This window comes from Streptomyces aurantiaciflavus, from assembly GCF_049808595.1.
In the GTDB taxonomy this organism is placed as follows: Bacteria; Actinomycetota; Actinomycetes; order Streptomycetales; family Streptomycetaceae; genus Streptomyces.
The window spans coordinates 1-15,161 of the sequence record NZ_JBNCAQ010000002.1 but is presented as its reverse complement, the minus strand read 5'-3'; the positions used below and the strand labels follow the sequence as shown (position 1 = coordinate 15,161).

Genomic DNA, 15,161 nt, shown 5'->3' with positions numbered 1-15,161 from the left:
CCCCCGCTGACCGCCCCAAGGACGACCATGTCTCCACGGACAGGTGCCCGGCGCCGCCGTCTCGGCTCCATACGTCTCTCCCTGATCCTCCTGGCGCTGGTGCCGAGCGTCACCCTCGCCGCGATGTGGGGTGTGACGACGATCCAGATGTTCTCGGAGGGACTGCGGCTGCGCGAACAGACCGAACTGAGCCGGGCGACCGGTGCCATGGGCACCGAGGCGACGCTCGCGCTGCAGCAGGAGCGCAGCCTGTCGGCCGTGTGGCTGGCCACGCCCGCCGGTACCCGGGCCCCGCTGGAGGCACAGCGGAAGAAGACCGACGCGGCGGTCGCCCAGCTGGTGGCCCGGTCGGACGACATCCAGCGGGCGCCCGCCCGTGTCCGGGACCGGATGTACTCGGTCGTCGCCTCCGTGGGCAGCCTGGAGTACTACCGGGGTCAGGTGGACGACCCCACCAACATCACCCCGGCGCAGGCGCTGGACCAGTACACCTCGATCATCGACGACCAGATCCACGCCTTCCAGGCGCTGTCCCAGGTCGACGACGGCGACCTCACCTCGCAGGCCGGGCCGCTCGTCGCCCTGGAGCACGCGGCCGAACTGGTCTCCGAGGAGGACCTGCACCTCACCCTGTCCGGGCCGAAGCGGCGGATGGACGAGAAGGAGTGGGCCGCTTTCGCACAGACGGTGCACGCGCGCCGCTGGCTCGTGGAGGACCAGATCGTCCCGTCGCTCACCGGCTCGGCGAAGACCCAGACCGAGAGGATCCTGCAGAGCAAGGAGTGGCAGACGATCGAGTCCGTCGAGGACCGGGTGCTCGCGGCCCGGGCGAACCAGAGCGAGAACGGCGACGTCGTCCTGCCGGACGTGCAGAAGGAGTGGCGCGCCGCGCTCATCGAGGTCTCCGACGAGTACTCGGCACTGATCCGGCAGCAGACCGGGTCGCTGCTCCACAACAGCGCGCAGGACGCGCGCGGGCTGCTGATCAAGGCCGCTTCGCTGAGCACCGGCGGCCTCGTCGCCCTGCTGCTGTGCGTCGGCATGTCCTGGCGGATCACCCGCTCGCTGTCCCGCCGGCTGCGCGGGCTGCGGATGGCCACGCTGAGCCTGGCGCACGAACGGCTCCCGGATGTGGTGGCCCGGCTGGACCGGGGGGAGACTGTCGACGTGGACTCGGCGACTCCGCCGCTGGACTACGGCGGCGACGAACTCGGCCAGGTGGCCGCGGCGTTCAACACGGCGCAGCGCACCGCCGTGCACACCGCGGTCGAACTCGCCGACACGCGGCGCGGTTTCCAGAAGGTCATCCTGGGCATCGCCCGGCAGAGCCAGAACCTGGTCAACCTCCAGCTCAGCAAGCTCGACGCGCTGGAACGGCAGCACCAGGACCCGGAGGTGCTCCAGGGGCTGTACGAACTGGACTCGACCGCGAGCCAGTTGCGCCGCTACGAGGAGAACCTCGTCATCATCAGCGGCGGCCGCCCCGGACGCAGCTGGTCGGAACCGGTCGCGCTGGTCGACATCCTGCGCAGCGCCGTCGGGGAGGTCGCCGAGTACCGGCGGGTGGAGGTGCACACCGAGGAGGAGGTGTCCATCGCGCCGCCCGCCGTGGCGGACGTGATCCATCTGCTGGCCGAGCTCATCGACAACGCGACCTCCTACTCGCCGGCGCCGAACCCGGTCGGGGTGCGGGCGGCACAGGTGGCCAGGGGCCTGGCGATCGAGGTCGAGGACCGCGGCCTCGGCCTGTCCGAGGAGGACTACGCGTCGTTCAACGCGCAGTTGGCGGTGGAGCCGCAGTTCGACGTGGTGGCGCTCGCCGACGACCTGCGGCTCGGCATGTTCGTGATCGCCCGGCTGGCCACCCGGCACGGCATCACCGTGACGCTGCGCTCCTCGCCGTACGGCGGAACCACCGCGATCGTGCTGGTCCCGCACGACATCGTGGTCCGCGAGACACCTGCCTCCGGTTCCCCGGCGACCGGCGTCTCCGACGCGCCGGAGACGGACCTCGCGTCGGCCGGTCGGCCCGCGCCCGAGGCGGCACGGGAGACGTCGGCCGCACCGCGGGAGGCACAGGAGACACCGGGCGAGGTACAGGAGCCGTCCGGCCCGGCGCGACGCGTCACGGGCCCGGCACGGGACACGTCCACGGAGCCGTCCGGCCCGGCCCGGCGCGTCGACGCCGACCCGGCACGGGGGGCGTCCGACCCGGCGCGGGACATGTCCGCCCCGGAGCCGGAACACAGCAGGCCCGGCTCCGAACGGACCTCGCCCCTGCCGGTACGCCGCAGGTCAACACCGGCGCACGACTCGCCGGCCCCGGCCGACAGTACGCCGGACCCGGCCGACGCCTCGCCGACGCTCGTACCCGGTGCGCCCAGCCCCGAGCCGGGCTCGCCGGTGACCCCTGCCAGGGCAGGCGTCCCCACGCCGAGCGCTCCGGACACCGTGAACGGACCGGGCAGCCCGGTCAGTCCGGCCCGGACAGCCGTCCCCGAACCGAGCGACCCCCACACCCCCGACACACCCGGCACCCCCATCACCCCGGCCGGGGAAGGCGACCCCACGCCAGGCACGCCGGACTCCACGGGCACGCCGGACTCGCCGGTCGTCCCCGCCGGTGCCGGTGTCCGGGCGTCCGCGCTGGCGGGGGCGACGGCCGGGGCCGTGTTCACTCGTCCCCACGGTCTCGCCCCGCTGCCCCGCCGGGTGCCGCAGACCAGCCTTGCCGCCGAGTTGCGCGAGGAGCCCGCGGCCGCCGAGGAAGACGGTTTCCCCGACGAGTTCACCGCCGAGCGCGCCGCCTCCTCCCTCGGTGGTTTCCAGCGCGGCACGCTGCGGGCACGCGAGGACGACGACGTGCCGCCGTCCGGCCCCGAGGAGTCGGCCGTGCCGGACTCCGGCCCGCCGGTCACCGCCGCGGGCACCTCCCCGACCACGACACCGCCCGCCGACCGCTCATGAAGGACACCGCGATGACACACTCCATCCCCGCCACCAACACCCAGCTCGACCAGTTGCTCACCGGTCTGGTGGACCGGGTCGCCGATGTGAACCAGGCCGTCGTGCTCTCCGAGGACGGGCTGGTGGTCAGCAAGTCCACCGGGTTCACGCGTGAGGACGCCGAACGGCTGGCGGCGACCGCGTCCGGCCTGATGAGCCTCAGCAAGGGCGTCAGCATGGACTTCCGCGGCGGCCCGGTGCGCCAGGCGCTCATCGAGATGGCCAAGAGCTACCTGATCCTCACCTCCGCCGGTCCCGGTGCCCATCTCGTCGTGCTGGCCGGCTCGAACGCGGACGTCGGCGTGGTGGCGTACCAGATGAACATGCTGGTGAAGAAGATCGGCGAGCACCTCAGCGCGGCGCCGCGGACCGGTGTCGGTCCCGCCGCGCGCACCCACGGCGGGTGAGGTGAGCGGAGGCGACGAAGCGGGCCGGCTCGTCCGGCCGTTCGCCCTGACCGGTGGTCGGACCCGGCCGAGCCGCGCCGACTTCACGCTCATCACGACGGTGACCGCGGTGGACCCACCGCCCGAACGGACCGCGCGGCCGCAGCCGGAGCACACCCGGATCCTGCGGCTGTGCGCCCGGCCGGTCGCCGTGGCGGAGCTCGCCGCCCGGCTGGACCTGCCGGTGAGCGTGGTCGTCATCATGCTCTGCGATCTGCTGGAGGCGGGCTGGATCACGGCCCGGCCGCCGCGTCCCGTCGTGCCCGGTAACCCGGACCTGGAGCTGCTGCAGAAAGTGAGGGACGGCCTTGGCCGGATCTGATCCCACCGACGGGACGGTCGCGGCGCCCGACGCGGTGAAGATCCTCATCGCGGGCGGCTTCGGCGTCGGCAAGACCACCATGGTCGGCTCGGTCAGTGAGATCACGCCGCTGCGCACGGAGGAGCCGCTGACCGTCGCCGGGCTGGACATCGACGACCTGAAGGGCATCGAGGAGAAACGGTCCACCACCGTGGCCCTCGACTTCGGGCGGATCACCATCGCCGACGACCTGGTGCTGTACCTCTTCGGCACCCCAGGTCAGCAGCGGTTCTGGTTCATGTGGAACGACCTGGCCATCGGTGCCCTGGGCGCGGTGGTCCTGGTCGACGTGCGCAGACCGGAGTCCAGCTTCGCCGCGATCGACTTCTTCGAGCGCCGGAACATCCCGTTCGTGGTCGGGGTCAACGGCTTCCACGGACTGCACCCCTATCCGGTGGAGGAGATCAGGGAGGCGCTGGCGCTGCCGGCGGACGTTCCGGTGCTGCTGTGCGACGCGCGGGAGCGGGAGTCGTGCCGGGACGTGCTGATCGCGCTGATCGACCGGCTGATCGCGGACGCCGATCCCCGCCCGAGCCCGGCACGCTGACTGCGGGTCCCGGCCGTCGGCCGCGCCCGAGACGCACGTCAGCGGGCCCCCGCGGCGCGCAGCACGGCGACCGTCTCCGGGTGCGGTCCCGCGGTCGCCCACTCCAGCGGCGTCAGCCCGGTGCCGTGGTCCTCACGGAGGTCGGGGTCGGCGCCGTGGTCGAGGAGGGCGCGGACCGTCTCGAGGTGGCCCCAGCAGGCGGCCGCGCACAGGGGGGTGCCCTCCGATCCGAGGCCGCCGCTCTCCGCGTCGGGCGGGGCGCCGGCCGCGAGCAGGCGGCGGGCGGTGTCGGCGGCGCCGTGGACGCAGGCCGCGTAGAGCGGGGTGCGGCCGTCGGTGTCGGCCTTCGCCGGGTCGGCTCCGGCGCGCAGCAGCGCGTCGACGTCCCGGCCTTCGCCGAACATCGCCGCCGCCACGAGACGCTTCGTCAGTTTCTTCTGCCGTCTTCTGTTCACGGCCGCCGAGACTAGAGCCTCCCCGCGAGGAGATCGCCGGATTTTTCCATGGTTCGCGCACAGCCTGAAGGCGGAAAACCGCCAAGCGTGTCCCAGTGATTGACCTGTCCCCCTCAGACCCCTACCTTCTGACCGGTTCTCCGAACCGTGTTCGAGATATCGACATCCCGGACGCCTCCCCACTCCTCCATGCGCCCAACGGCCCCCGCACACCCCCGTGGAGAGCACATGACCCCCAACCCGTCCCGCCGTCTCTTCCTCGGCGCGGCAGCCTCCGTCCCCCTGGCCCTGACCCTGGGCGCCCCGGCCGCCCACGCGGCCGACTCGGCGTACGTGATGGCCTACTTCACCGAGTCGACCAGTCTCGGCCTCGGCACCGACTACGGCCTCCACCTGGCCGTCAGCAGGGACGGGCTGCAGTGGATGCCGCTGAACCAGAACAACCCGGTGGTCACGCCCACCGAAGGCGCCGGCGGCCTGCGCGACCCGTTCGTCCTGCGCAAGCAGGACGGCACCTTCGTGGTGCTCGCCACCGACCTCAAGGGCACCGACTGGAGCTACAACAGCCAGTACGTCCACGTCTGGAACTCGGCCGACCTGCGCACCTTCACCGGCTATCACCGCCTCAAGCTGCACGACATGATCACCCACAGCTGGGCACCGGAGGCCTTCTGGGACGCCGGCCGCGGCCAGTACGGGATCCTCTACTCGTCGGTCAACTCCAGCGGCCACAACGTGATCATGGTGAACTACACCACCGACTTCGTCACCGTCTCCGCACCGCAGGTCTTCTTCGACCCCGGCTACGACGTGATCGACGGCAACCTGACCGTGGGCGTCAACGGGGTCAACTACCTCTACTTCAAGAAGGACCAGACGCTGGTCGGCGCACGCTCCACCACCCTCGCTCCGGGCAGTTTCACCCCCTTCAGCACCCCTGCCGCGCACGGCGGCACCGAGGCGCCGACGGTGGTGAAGTCCCTGACGTCCAACGCCTGGTACCTCTGGGGGGACACCTACACGCCGAACGGCGTCTTCTACGCCTGGCAGAGCACCGACCTCGCGGCCGGCACCTGGACACCGCTCGACCAGCGCCTGTACACCCAGCCGGTCAACTCCAAGCACTGCGGCATCCAGCCGATCACCTCGACGGTGTACGACAACCTCGTCGCGAAGTGGGGAGCGCCGGCCTGGAACCGGCTCAAGTCGTACAACTACCCGGCGCGTTACGTCCGCCACGCCAACTACGTCGGCCGCATCGACACCTACCCCTTCGACCTCTACACCGACTCGCAGTGGAAGCTGGTGCCCGGCCTGGCGGACGGCTCGGGCGTGTCCTTCCAGTCGGTGAACTACCCGACCCGCTACCTGCGCCACTACAACTACGAGCTCCGGCTGGACGTCAACGACGGCACGTCGACGTTCGCGGCGGACGCGACCTTCTACCGTACGGCGGGCCTGGCGGACGCGAACTGGTCGTCGTTCCGGTCGTACAACAACCCGACCCGCTACATCCGGCACTCGAACTACGTCCTGCGCATCGACCCCGTCTCGACGACCACCGAGAAGCAGGACGCCACGTTCTACGTCGGCTACTGAGCCGGGTTCCGCCTCACAGCTCCGCGAGCACCGCAAGCAGTTCGGCGGCCGCCGTCACGTCCCCCGTCAGCGGGCGGTCCTCCGTGCCGCCGGGGAGGACGGCGTCCGCCACGGTGAAGGCGGGGACCGCCGGCGGTACGACGTGCAGGCGCAAGGCCCGTACGGCGGTGACGAGTTCGCAGGCGAGGACGGTGACGTAGGCGTCCGTCGTGCGCAGGGTCTGACGCGCGGCCTGGCCGGCGAAGCTGGCGGCCTCCTCCAGACCGTGCGAGAGGACGACGTGCCCGGCGGACGCGGGGACCGCGCACGAACGCAGCTCGGCGAGCGCGGAGTTGGCGGTGTACTCCAGGATCATCGTGCCGGAGCTGCTCGCCGGGCCCGCGGCGAGGAAGCCGGGCAGGCCGGTCAGACCGGGGTCGCCGAGTGCGGCCAGGCGGGCGGCGGAGAGCTGGGCGGTCTGCAGCAGGGCGGAGTTCGCGGCCTCCAGGGCGAGACCGAGGGGCGCGGCGAAGAAACCGCCGTGGTGGTAGGCCGCGGTGCCGTCGGGGACCACCACGGGGTTCTCGGAGGGGCAGTTGACCTCCACCTCGACGACCTCCCGCAGCCGCTGCGCGGCGTCGAGGGCACAGCCGTGCACCTGGGGGAAGGCACGGAAGCCGAAGGGGTCCTGTATACGACGGCCGGCGCCGGAGGGCCGGTCGGGCAGCCCGAGCAGCCGCCGTACCTCCCCGGCCGCGCGGGCCGCGCCGGGGTAGGGCCGCAGGGCGTGCACGGGCGCTGCGTACGCCTCCGGTGACCCGGAGACCGCGGCGAGCGACAGCGCGGCCACGGCGTGCGTGGCCCGCAGCAGCACATCGAGCCCGTGCCACCCGAGCGCGGCCTGTCCGAGCGCGAGGGCGTTGCTGCTGAGGAGCGCGAGGGCGTCGCCGGGGCGGAGGGTGACGGGAGCGGGGAGGCGGTCGGGCGGGATGCCGGCGGAGGTCTGCGACGCGGCGCCGGAGCGGGGCTCCACGCCACCGGCCGGACCGAGGTCGGCCCCGGCGCCCGAGCCGGCGAACGGCCCGCCGCTCGTGCCGTCGGCGGGGCGGGTGTCCGCGCCGACGGCCCGTCGGTCCGCCGGCCGGTCGTCCAGCCAGTCGTACAGTCCGGCGGTGGGCCGGCCGGTCGGCCCACCGCCGGGATCACCGCCCGGGTCGCCCGGGCGGCCGACCGCCCGGCCGACCCGTCCGTTCTCCGGCCGCCCGTCCAGCCAGGGGCGTTCACCGAGGAGGGTCAGGCCGGTCTGGGCCAGGGCCGTCAGGTCGCCGGTGCCCACGGCGCCGTACTCGTTGACGGCGGGGTGGACGCCCAGGCGGAGGGCCTCCGTGAGGGCGTCGACGAAGGTGGGGTGGATGCCGGAGCCGCCGGCGAGGAGCTGGTTGGCGCGGATCGCGAGCATGGCGCGGACCTGGCGGGCCGGGAGGAGGGCGCCGGCGCCGCCGGCGTGGCTGCGCAGGAGACGCAGGCCGTGCGCGGTCTCGTCGTCGGCGTCGACGGTCACCGTGCGGTGGGCGCCGACGCCGGTGCCGCGGCCGTAGAGCCGGCCGGCGGCGGCGAGGCGCTGGGCGGTGTGCCAGGAGCGTACGGCCCGCTCACGGGCCTCGGGGGCCACGGCGGGCACGGCCGCACCGTCGGCGAGCGCGATCAGCTCACCGACGGTGAGGGTGGTGCCGTTCAGGACGACCCTGGTGTCCTGGGCCGGTCCGGGTGCCGTGGTGTCCAACTGCGGTGCGTCAGCCCAGGCCGACCGACTTCAGCCACGCCTTGGCGACGTCCAGCGGGTCCTTGCTCTCCAGCTGCACCTGGGAGTCCAGGTCCAGCAGGGTCTTGGTGTCGAGCTTGGCGGAGACCGAGTTGAGCGCGTCGACGCCCTCCTGGGAGAGCCCGCTCTTGTAGACCAGCGGGGTCACGTTGGCGAAGCCGAAGAGGTTCTTCGGGTCCTTGAGGACGACGAACTTCTCCTTGGTGATGGTCGGGTCCGTGGTGAAGACGTCCGCCGCCTGCACGGTGTTCTTCTTCAGCGCGGCCTGGGTGAGCGGGCCGCCGGCGTCGAGGGCCTTGAAGGACTTGAACTTCAGCCCGTAGACCGACTCCAGGCCGACCATGCCCTGCTGCCGGGTCTGGAACTCGGGCGAGCCGCCGAGGACCAGGTCCGGGGCGACGTCCTTGAGGTCGGCGAGGGTGGACTCGGCAGTGAGGTCGTACTTCTTCGCGGTCTCCTGGTTGACCGTGACGGAGTCCTTGTTCTCGGCGGGAGAGGACTCCAGCAGCGTCAGCTTGGAGTCGAGCTTGGCCTTCGCGGCGGCGTTGACCGTCTCGAGCGACTTCTGCTCGGCCTTCGGGTCGAGGTACGCCAGCAGCGAGCCGTTGTACTCCGGCAGGACGGTGATGGAACCGTTCTTGAGCAGGCCGTACGTGGTCTCGCGGCTGCCGATGTTGGGCTTGTAGGACACCTTGATGCCCTTGGCCTTGAGGGCCTCGCCGTAGATGTCGGCGAGCAGGATGCTCTCGGCGAAGTTGTTGGAGCCGACGACGACGGTGTTGCCGTCCGCCTTGTCCCCGGCGAGCGGGTCGGAGTTGTCGTCGGAGGAGGAACAACCCGCCAGCAGGGCCGTCATCGCGGCGAGGGCGACGGCCGCCGCACCGGGGTGGTTCCTGAAGGACCTGCTGCTCTGGGCGTTGGAAGTCACGGTTCCCGTTCCGGGCTCTGGGGGGCGATGAGAAGAGGGAGAGGAAGAGAGAGGAATGAGGAGAGATGAAGGAGAGCGGCAAGGAACTGAAGCGCTCTGGCCTGATCCAATCCACCCACTTCTTGATCAGTCAAGTGCCGCCGGGTTACCGATTGGCTTCGATTGGTGGCCAGTTGTGTACTGATCGATCGGCGCTTCGTAATCGATTCTTGACTTAGGGCGACGCGCTGGGCCCCACGAAGAAGCGATAGTGTCACGGAAGTTGACGCCGGCCACAGCGGCGCGCAGTCTGCACGACCCCCCATGAAGGAGGCTCGGTGTCCACGAACACGGTGGACGCGCCCGCTCGTTCGGCTTCCTCGGCAGTCTCGTCCGCCCGCCGGGGTCTGCGGGGTTTCGCCGACCGGTGGCCCTTCCAGCGCAAGCTGAACCTCCTCGTCGGCGTGCCGCTGACGGTGATCGCCCTGCTGCTGGCGTACCTCATCGTCGACCTGCTCCGGGAGTCCGACCGCGCCGAGGAGACGGCCCGCCTGGTGCGCGACAGCACCCAGGTCGCCCAGCTGGTCGCCGACGTGCAGGCCGAGCACCAGCAGGCCATCCTGCTCTCCGTACGGCACGAGGCGTCCCTCGACGGGGGCACGCCCTCCACCAACGCCTACCGGGTGGCCCAGCTCGCCGTGGACACGCAGATCCAGAAGGTGCGCGAGACCTTCGGCGGCCGGCTGCCGGAGACCGAGGCGCAGGCCCTGCGGGAGATCGAGGGCCTCGCCGGTCTGCGGGCCACCATCGAGCAGGGCTATCTGCCCGCCGACAACATCGACCCGGCCTACGCGGGCGCCGCCGACGGCCTCATCGACGGCCTCGGCCTGGACCGCAACTCCGCGCTCGCCACCACCTTCACCGGCAACCTGCTCGACTCGCTGCTGCGCGCCGACGCCGCGCACGGCGCCTTCGAGACCGGCGTGTTCTCCGCGCGCACCGGCGACAGCAACGCCCTCATCGAGTTCACCGGCGCGGTCGGCTCCCACGAGCTGTACACCTACCAGACCGAGCGCTTCGCCCGGTTCGCCACCGAGGAGCAGACCGACGAACTCGGCGACATCGAGCACAACTCCGCGCACGCCGTCATCGGCCAGCACTTCGCCGAACTCGCCGTCGACCCCAGCGACCTGCAGGCCGAGTCCACGGCCGAGATCCGGGCGGCGTTCCGTCAGGCGCTCGACTCGTACCACCACTACAACGAGCAGGCCGAGACCCGGCTGAAGATCACCAGCTCGCTCATCGGCCAGATCGCCGACCGGGCCGACGACGCCGCTGACGGCGCCCAGTGGCGCGCGGGCCTGCTGCTGAGCCTGGCGCTGCTCGGCTTCGCCGTCTGGATCGCCTTCGCGGTGCTGGTGCGCCGGTCCGTGATCCGCCCGGTGCTGGCCCTGACCGGTGCCGCGCAGGAGGTCGCCGACGTCGCCGGGCGCGAGCTCGCCCGCGTGGCCGACGACGACGCCGAGGAGAGCGGACCGCCGCGGCTGCGCGAGCTGCCGGTCACCGCGGACGACGAGATCGGTGAGCTCGCCGAGGCCTTCAACAACGTCCAGACGCGCGCGGCCGCTCTGCTGGAACGCCAGGTGCTCAGCCGGCGCAACGTCGCCGAGATGTTCGGCAACGTCGGCCGCCGCGTCAGCAACCTGACGACACGCCAGCTCGCGCTGATCGACGCGGTGGAGCGCGGCGAGACCGACCCCGCGCTGCTCGAACGCCTCTACTCCATCGACCACATCGCGGTCCGGCTGCGCCGCAACGCCGACAGCCTGATGCTGCTGGCCGGCATCCGCGAGACCGTCCTGGACGCCGGTCCGACCGCCCTCACCAACGTGGTGCGCGCGGCGCTCGGCCAGATCGAGGGCTACCAGCGGGTACGGCTGCGCGCCGGGACCGAGGTCATGGTGGAGCCCGACATCATCGGCGACCTCACGCTGATGATCGCCGAACTCCTGGAGAACGCGGTGTCGTTCTCGCCCGAGGGCAGCCCCGTCGAGGTGGCGGTCGACCACGGCGCCGACGGAGCGACGATCACCGTCGCCGACCACGGCCTCGGCATGAGCGCGGAGCGCCTCGCCGAGGAGAACGCCCGCCTCGTGCGCCGCGAGCGCCTCGACCTCGTCCCGACGAAGGTGCTGGGCCTGTTCGTGGTCGGCGCCCTGGCCCGCCGCTGGGACATCGGCGTCGCCCTCTCCCGCACGCCGGGCGGCGGTGTCACGGCGGAGGTGACGATCCCGTCCACGCTGCTGCTGACGCTGAGCGGCGTCGGGGCGCTGGGGGCCGCGGCCGGCCCGCCGTCCCTCCCGGCCTCGGCGCACTCCGGCGCCACGACCGACGCCCCGACGGCGTCCGCCGCGCGCACCGGCTCCTCGCCGGACTCCCCCGGCGCGTTGCCGGCCGCGCCGGCCCGCCCCGCGCTTCCCGCGGCCGGCCCGTCCCCCGCGGTCTCCGCCCCGGCCGAGCCCGCCGACCACCAGGAACCGGCCGCCCTCCCCCGCCGAATCCCCCGTCGCGACCCGGCCCCTCACCCGGAGGAGCCCCCGACCCACGACCGCACGCCTGAGCCCAGCCCCCACGCCGAGGCCGAACCGAAGCCCGAACCGGCCCCCATCCAGCCGGGCGTCGGAGCGACCACCGACGAGGCCCCGGCTCACGCCCGTACCGGAGCGCACGCCGGCGAGCCCGCGCCCTCCGCCCGTACCGGAGCGCACGCCGGGGAGGGCCCGGCTCAGGCCCGTACAGGGGCGGACGCCGGCGAGCCCGCGCCCACCGCCCGCCCCCGAGCGCACGCCGGGGAGGGCCCGGCTCAGGCCCGTACAGGGGCGGACACCGGCGAACCCGCGCCCACCGCCCGTACCGGAGCGGACACCGGTGACCGTACGGCTCAGGCTCCTACCGGGTCGGCGGCGGGAGAGCCCGCGGCCCACACTCACGGGACCGGCGCCCCTGACCGGCCCGCCGAGGGCACCGGGACGCTAGCCGGAGTGCCCGCGCCCCGCGCCCACGGCACGGACACCCCCGCACGCCCCGCCGAAGGCGCCCCGGACGCCGAGCCCCGCACCACCCGGCCCCCGGCCCACGTCCGCGCCGAGACGCGCCCCGTGGGGGCGGCGCCCCGCGGGAGCGAGGTCCCCGGAACCGACACCAGCACCGGAACCGGCGCCCTCGCGCGGGCCGCCGAGGGCGGCGCCCCCGCGCCGGAGTCCCGTCCCCTCCGGCGTCGGGTCCGTGGTGCCACTCTGCGGACGACCGTCGACGCGGCCGCGCAGCAGGCCGCGCGGCGTACCGTGCGGCCCGCCGACGCGGACGCCGTGCGCAGTGCGCTGGAGGAGTTCGAGGCGGCCGTGGAGCGGGCCCACCGGGACACCGGGGGCGGCACGGGGGAGCATCCGCGCCCCGCTGCGCCACGCACCGACGAGCACAACGACCGGGACCACCGGGACGACCGCAATGACCACCGGAGTCCCCCGCACCACCAGAACAGCCTTCCGGAAGGAGCCGAGCAGTGAGCACGTCGACAGGTGAGACTCCCTCGGGAGACGCCACGCCGACCGACCTGCGGGCCGCCGCAGCCGACTTCACCTGGCTGCTCAATCGTTTCGCCACGGAGACCGCCGGGGTCGTGGACGCCATCGCGGTGTCCTCCGACGGCCTGCTGATCGCCGTGTCGGAGCTGCGCGAGCACGCCGACTCCGAGCGGCTGGCCGCGATCGTCTCCGGCATCACCAGCCTGGCCGCGGGCGCTTCCGGCAACTACGGCCTGGGCGGCCTGAACAAGGTCATCATCGATCTGGAGGGCGGCCACGTCCTGGTCTCCGCGATCGGCAGCGGCGCCGTGCTCGGCGTGGTCACCGACAAGGAGGCCAAGCTGGGCAACATCGCCTACGAGATGACCGTGTTCGCCAACCGCGCCGGCGCCGCGCTCAGCCCCCAGCTGGTGCTGGAGCTGAAGAACAGCGTCGGCGCCACCAGGACACGCTGACGGGCCGTCACCGTACAGACCGCCGGTCCAGAGAGGAAACCAACCACCGATGGCGGACGGCCGCACTCCGCGCGGCGCCGGCGAGGACGGCGTCGTACCGGTCGGCCCCGCGCCCGCCGTCCGGCCCTTCCTGGTCACCGCCGGCCGGGTGGCGGGCGCGGGCGAGGCCGCGTCCGGCCGGCCGATGCCCGTCGAGACCCAGCTGGTGGCCACCGCCACCGGCCTCGACGCGCTCGACCGGCTCTCCTTCGAGCAGCACGACATCGTCGCCGCCTGCCGGGTGCCGCAGTCGATCGCGGAGATCGCGGCCCGGCTGCGGCTGCACCTGAACGTGGTGCGGGTCCTCGCCGAGGACCTGCGCGCGGCCGGGCAGCTGTCGGTGCACGTGCCCGACTCCGGCGTCACCCATGACGCGTCCGTCCTGCGCAGGCTCATCGATGGCCTCCGCGCCATCCCCGACTCCCGGGGGGTACTCCGTGACTCCGACTGAACCGCTCGTCCGGCACACCGCCGGCCGCGCCGCCGTACGGCCGCCGCTGCCGGTGAAACTGGTGATCGCGGGCGGCTTCGGCGTGGGCAAGACCACCGCCGTCGGCGCGATCTCCGAGATCGAGCCGCTGACCACCGAGGCGGCGATCACCGAGGTCGCGGCGGGCGTGGACGACCTCAGCCACACCCCGCGCAAGACGACCACCACCGTCGCGATGGACTTCGGCTGCATCACCATCGACCCGACGCTGAAGCTGTACCTGTTCGGCACGCCCGGGCAGGAGCGGTTCGGGTTCATGTGGGACGACATCGTGGAGGGCGCGGTCGGCGGACTCGTCATCGTCGACACCCGCCGCCTCGACGACTGCTACGCCGCCGTCGACTACTTCGAGCACCGGGGGATCCCGTTCGCGGTGGCCGTCAACGCCTTCGACGGCCATGTCGAACACACCCTGGAGGAGGTCCGCTGGGCCCTCGACGTGTCGGACGGCGTCCCCGTCCTGGTCTTCGACGCCCGCGAACGCGGCTCGGTGCGGGACGCGCTGCTGGTCGTACTGGAGCAGGCGCTGGCCCGTACGCAGGGGTGAGGGGCCGCCTCGCGAACGGGCGTACGCGGGGAATACCCCTGATCCGTACGCCGGTTGCCGCTGACATGACTCACGACGAGCGCACGATCACCAACCCGGCCGCCCTGCACGACCCCACGCCCTTCGGCTACAGCCACGCCGTGTCGGCGCCCGGCGAACTCGTCTTCATCGGCGGCCAGTACGCCTCGGACGCCGCCGGCGCGCCCGTACCCGGGGACTTCGCCGCCCAGGTCGACCTCGCCTTCGACCGGTTGCGATCGGCGTTGGAAGGGGTCGGCCTCGGCTACGAACACGTGGTGCGGCTCGGCACGTTCGTCGTCGACCACGACCCCGGCAGGCTCGAGGTCCTCGGCAAGGCGCTGCACGACCGGTTCGGCGAGCGCCTGCCGGCGCAGACGCTCAGCGGCGTCGCCTCGCTCGCCCTGCCGGGGATGCTCTTCGAGGTGGACGCGGTGGCGGTGCGACCGGCCCCCTAGGACCCTGGCGTTCGGATCACCCCGGCGTCGCGGGGCCCGGCACGCACGTCTGCGGCGTGATCCGCACGACAGACCTAGGGCCTGTTGCGAAAGTGGTGCCTGCCGCGCGACGCCCGGCACGCTCCCCCACTGCCTGAAGGGCGTGGGAGGTGCCCCCACTCGCCGCACCGCCCGAAAGCCCGAGTACGCCCAGTACGAGGGCTTCCGGGCGGCACGCCGAGAGCACGCACCGACGGCGACATCAGCCGCTCCGCGGCGGGCGCGCGGCCGCCCTTCGGGCGACGACGCCACTTTCGCAACAGGCCCTAGTCTTCTGAGTCAGGAATTCTGTTCAGATAACTGGCGAGGCGTTCGAGGATTTCGTCCGCGGTCTTCGTCCAGACGTAGGGCTTGGGATCGGTGTTCCACATGGCGATCCAGCTGCGGATGTCCTTCTCCAGCGCGTGGA

General features: G+C 72.7%; 13 protein-coding genes and 1 pseudogene. 10 read left to right on the top strand and 4 right to left on the bottom strand.

The features are described from left to right. The first annotated feature begins 27 nt into the window (after window positions 1-27). From ACPT94_RS01910 to ACPT94_RS01895, 4 genes are read left to right on the top strand one after another with little or no spacing between them, the layout of a single operon-like run. The gene (locus ACPT94_RS01910) at window positions 28-2,967 is read left to right on the top strand and encodes a sensor histidine kinase (protein ID WP_425244920.1); all 2,940 of its coding nucleotides are present in this window, start codon (window positions 28-30) and stop codon (window positions 2,965-2,967) included. A gap of 11 nt (window positions 2,968-2,978) precedes the next feature. Further along, window positions 2,979-3,413 carry a roadblock/LC7 domain-containing protein gene (locus tag ACPT94_RS01905; RefSeq protein ID WP_360331004.1) on the top strand — a complete coding sequence of 145 codons (435 nt, stop codon included), beginning with the start codon at window positions 2,979-2,981 and terminating at the stop codon, window positions 3,411-3,413. Window position 3,414: 1 nt separating this feature from the next. Then, window positions 3,415-3,774 (top strand): DUF742 domain-containing protein, encoded by a 360-nt coding sequence (locus ACPT94_RS01900; RefSeq protein ID WP_360331006.1) that lies wholly within the window; start codon window positions 3,415-3,417, stop codon window positions 3,772-3,774. Beyond that, window positions 3,761-4,360 carry a GTP-binding protein gene (locus ACPT94_RS01895; RefSeq protein WP_360331008.1) on the top strand — a complete coding sequence of 200 codons (600 nt, stop codon included), beginning with the start codon at window positions 3,761-3,763 and terminating at the stop codon, window positions 4,358-4,360. Before ACPT94_RS01900 ends, ACPT94_RS01895 begins: the two co-directional genes overlap by 14 nt. A 38-nt stretch (window positions 4,361-4,398) precedes the next feature. On the opposite strand, the gene ACPT94_RS01890 is transcribed toward ACPT94_RS01895, so the two are convergent. Beyond that, window positions 4,399-4,815, bottom strand: coding sequence for an ankyrin repeat domain-containing protein (locus ACPT94_RS01890; RefSeq protein ID WP_360331011.1), 417 nt, complete (start codon window positions 4,813-4,815; stop codon window positions 4,399-4,401). A gap of 228 nt (window positions 4,816-5,043) precedes the next feature. On the opposite strand from ACPT94_RS01890, the gene ACPT94_RS01885 reads away from it, so the two are divergent. Further along, window positions 5,044-6,414: a glycoside hydrolase family 43 protein gene (locus tag ACPT94_RS01885; protein ID WP_425244919.1), complete on the top strand. Its 1,371-nt coding sequence runs from the start codon at window positions 5,044-5,046 to the stop codon at window positions 6,412-6,414. Window positions 6,415-6,427: 13 nt separating this feature from the next. On the opposite strand, the gene ACPT94_RS01880 is transcribed toward ACPT94_RS01885, so the two are convergent. Together ACPT94_RS01880 and ACPT94_RS01875 are read right to left on the bottom strand one after the other, a co-directional pair. Continuing rightward, window positions 6,428-8,176, bottom strand: a complete 1,749-nt coding sequence (locus ACPT94_RS01880; RefSeq protein WP_425244918.1) for an aromatic amino acid ammonia-lyase — start codon at window positions 8,174-8,176, stop codon at window positions 6,428-6,430. A 10-nt stretch (window positions 8,177-8,186) separates the two neighbouring features. Next, window positions 8,187-9,143 carry an ABC transporter substrate-binding protein gene (locus ACPT94_RS01875; RefSeq protein WP_360331019.1) on the bottom strand — a complete coding sequence of 319 codons (957 nt, stop codon included), beginning with the start codon at window positions 9,141-9,143 and terminating at the stop codon, window positions 8,187-8,189. A 317-nt stretch (window positions 9,144-9,460) separates the two neighbouring features. Here ACPT94_RS01875 and ACPT94_RS01870 point away from each other — a divergent pair, with 317 nt between their 5' ends. The 5 genes from ACPT94_RS01870 (at window position 9,461) to ACPT94_RS01850 (ending at window position 14,713) form a co-directional block, all read left to right on the top strand. Beyond that, window positions 9,461-12,688 carry a sensor histidine kinase gene (locus ACPT94_RS01870; protein WP_425244917.1) on the top strand — a complete coding sequence of 1,076 codons (3,228 nt, stop codon included), beginning with the start codon at window positions 9,461-9,463 and terminating at the stop codon, window positions 12,686-12,688. After that, window positions 12,685-13,161, top strand: coding sequence for a roadblock/LC7 domain-containing protein (locus tag ACPT94_RS01865; protein ID WP_360331024.1), 477 nt, complete (start codon window positions 12,685-12,687; stop codon window positions 13,159-13,161). Before ACPT94_RS01870 ends, ACPT94_RS01865 begins: the two co-directional genes overlap by 4 nt. 49 nt (window positions 13,162-13,210) lie before the next feature. Next, window positions 13,211-13,651 carry a DUF742 domain-containing protein gene (locus ACPT94_RS01860; RefSeq protein WP_360331027.1) on the top strand — a complete coding sequence of 147 codons (441 nt, stop codon included), beginning with the start codon at window positions 13,211-13,213 and terminating at the stop codon, window positions 13,649-13,651. Beyond that, on the top strand, window positions 13,638-14,237 hold the full coding sequence (locus tag ACPT94_RS01855; RefSeq protein ID WP_360331029.1) for a GTP-binding protein: 600 nt from the start codon (window positions 13,638-13,640) through the stop codon (window positions 14,235-14,237). The genes ACPT94_RS01860 and ACPT94_RS01855 overlap by 14 nt, the downstream gene beginning before the upstream one ends. A 65-nt stretch (window positions 14,238-14,302) precedes the next feature. Further along, window positions 14,303-14,713: a RidA family protein gene (locus ACPT94_RS01850; RefSeq protein ID WP_360331032.1), complete on the top strand. Its 411-nt coding sequence runs from the start codon at window positions 14,303-14,305 to the stop codon at window positions 14,711-14,713. A 305-nt stretch (window positions 14,714-15,018) separates the two neighbouring features. Here ACPT94_RS01850 and ACPT94_RS01845 read toward each other — a convergent pair. Further along, window positions 15,019-15,161, bottom strand: a pseudogene (locus tag ACPT94_RS01845) (IS630 family transposase); the annotation flags it as partial.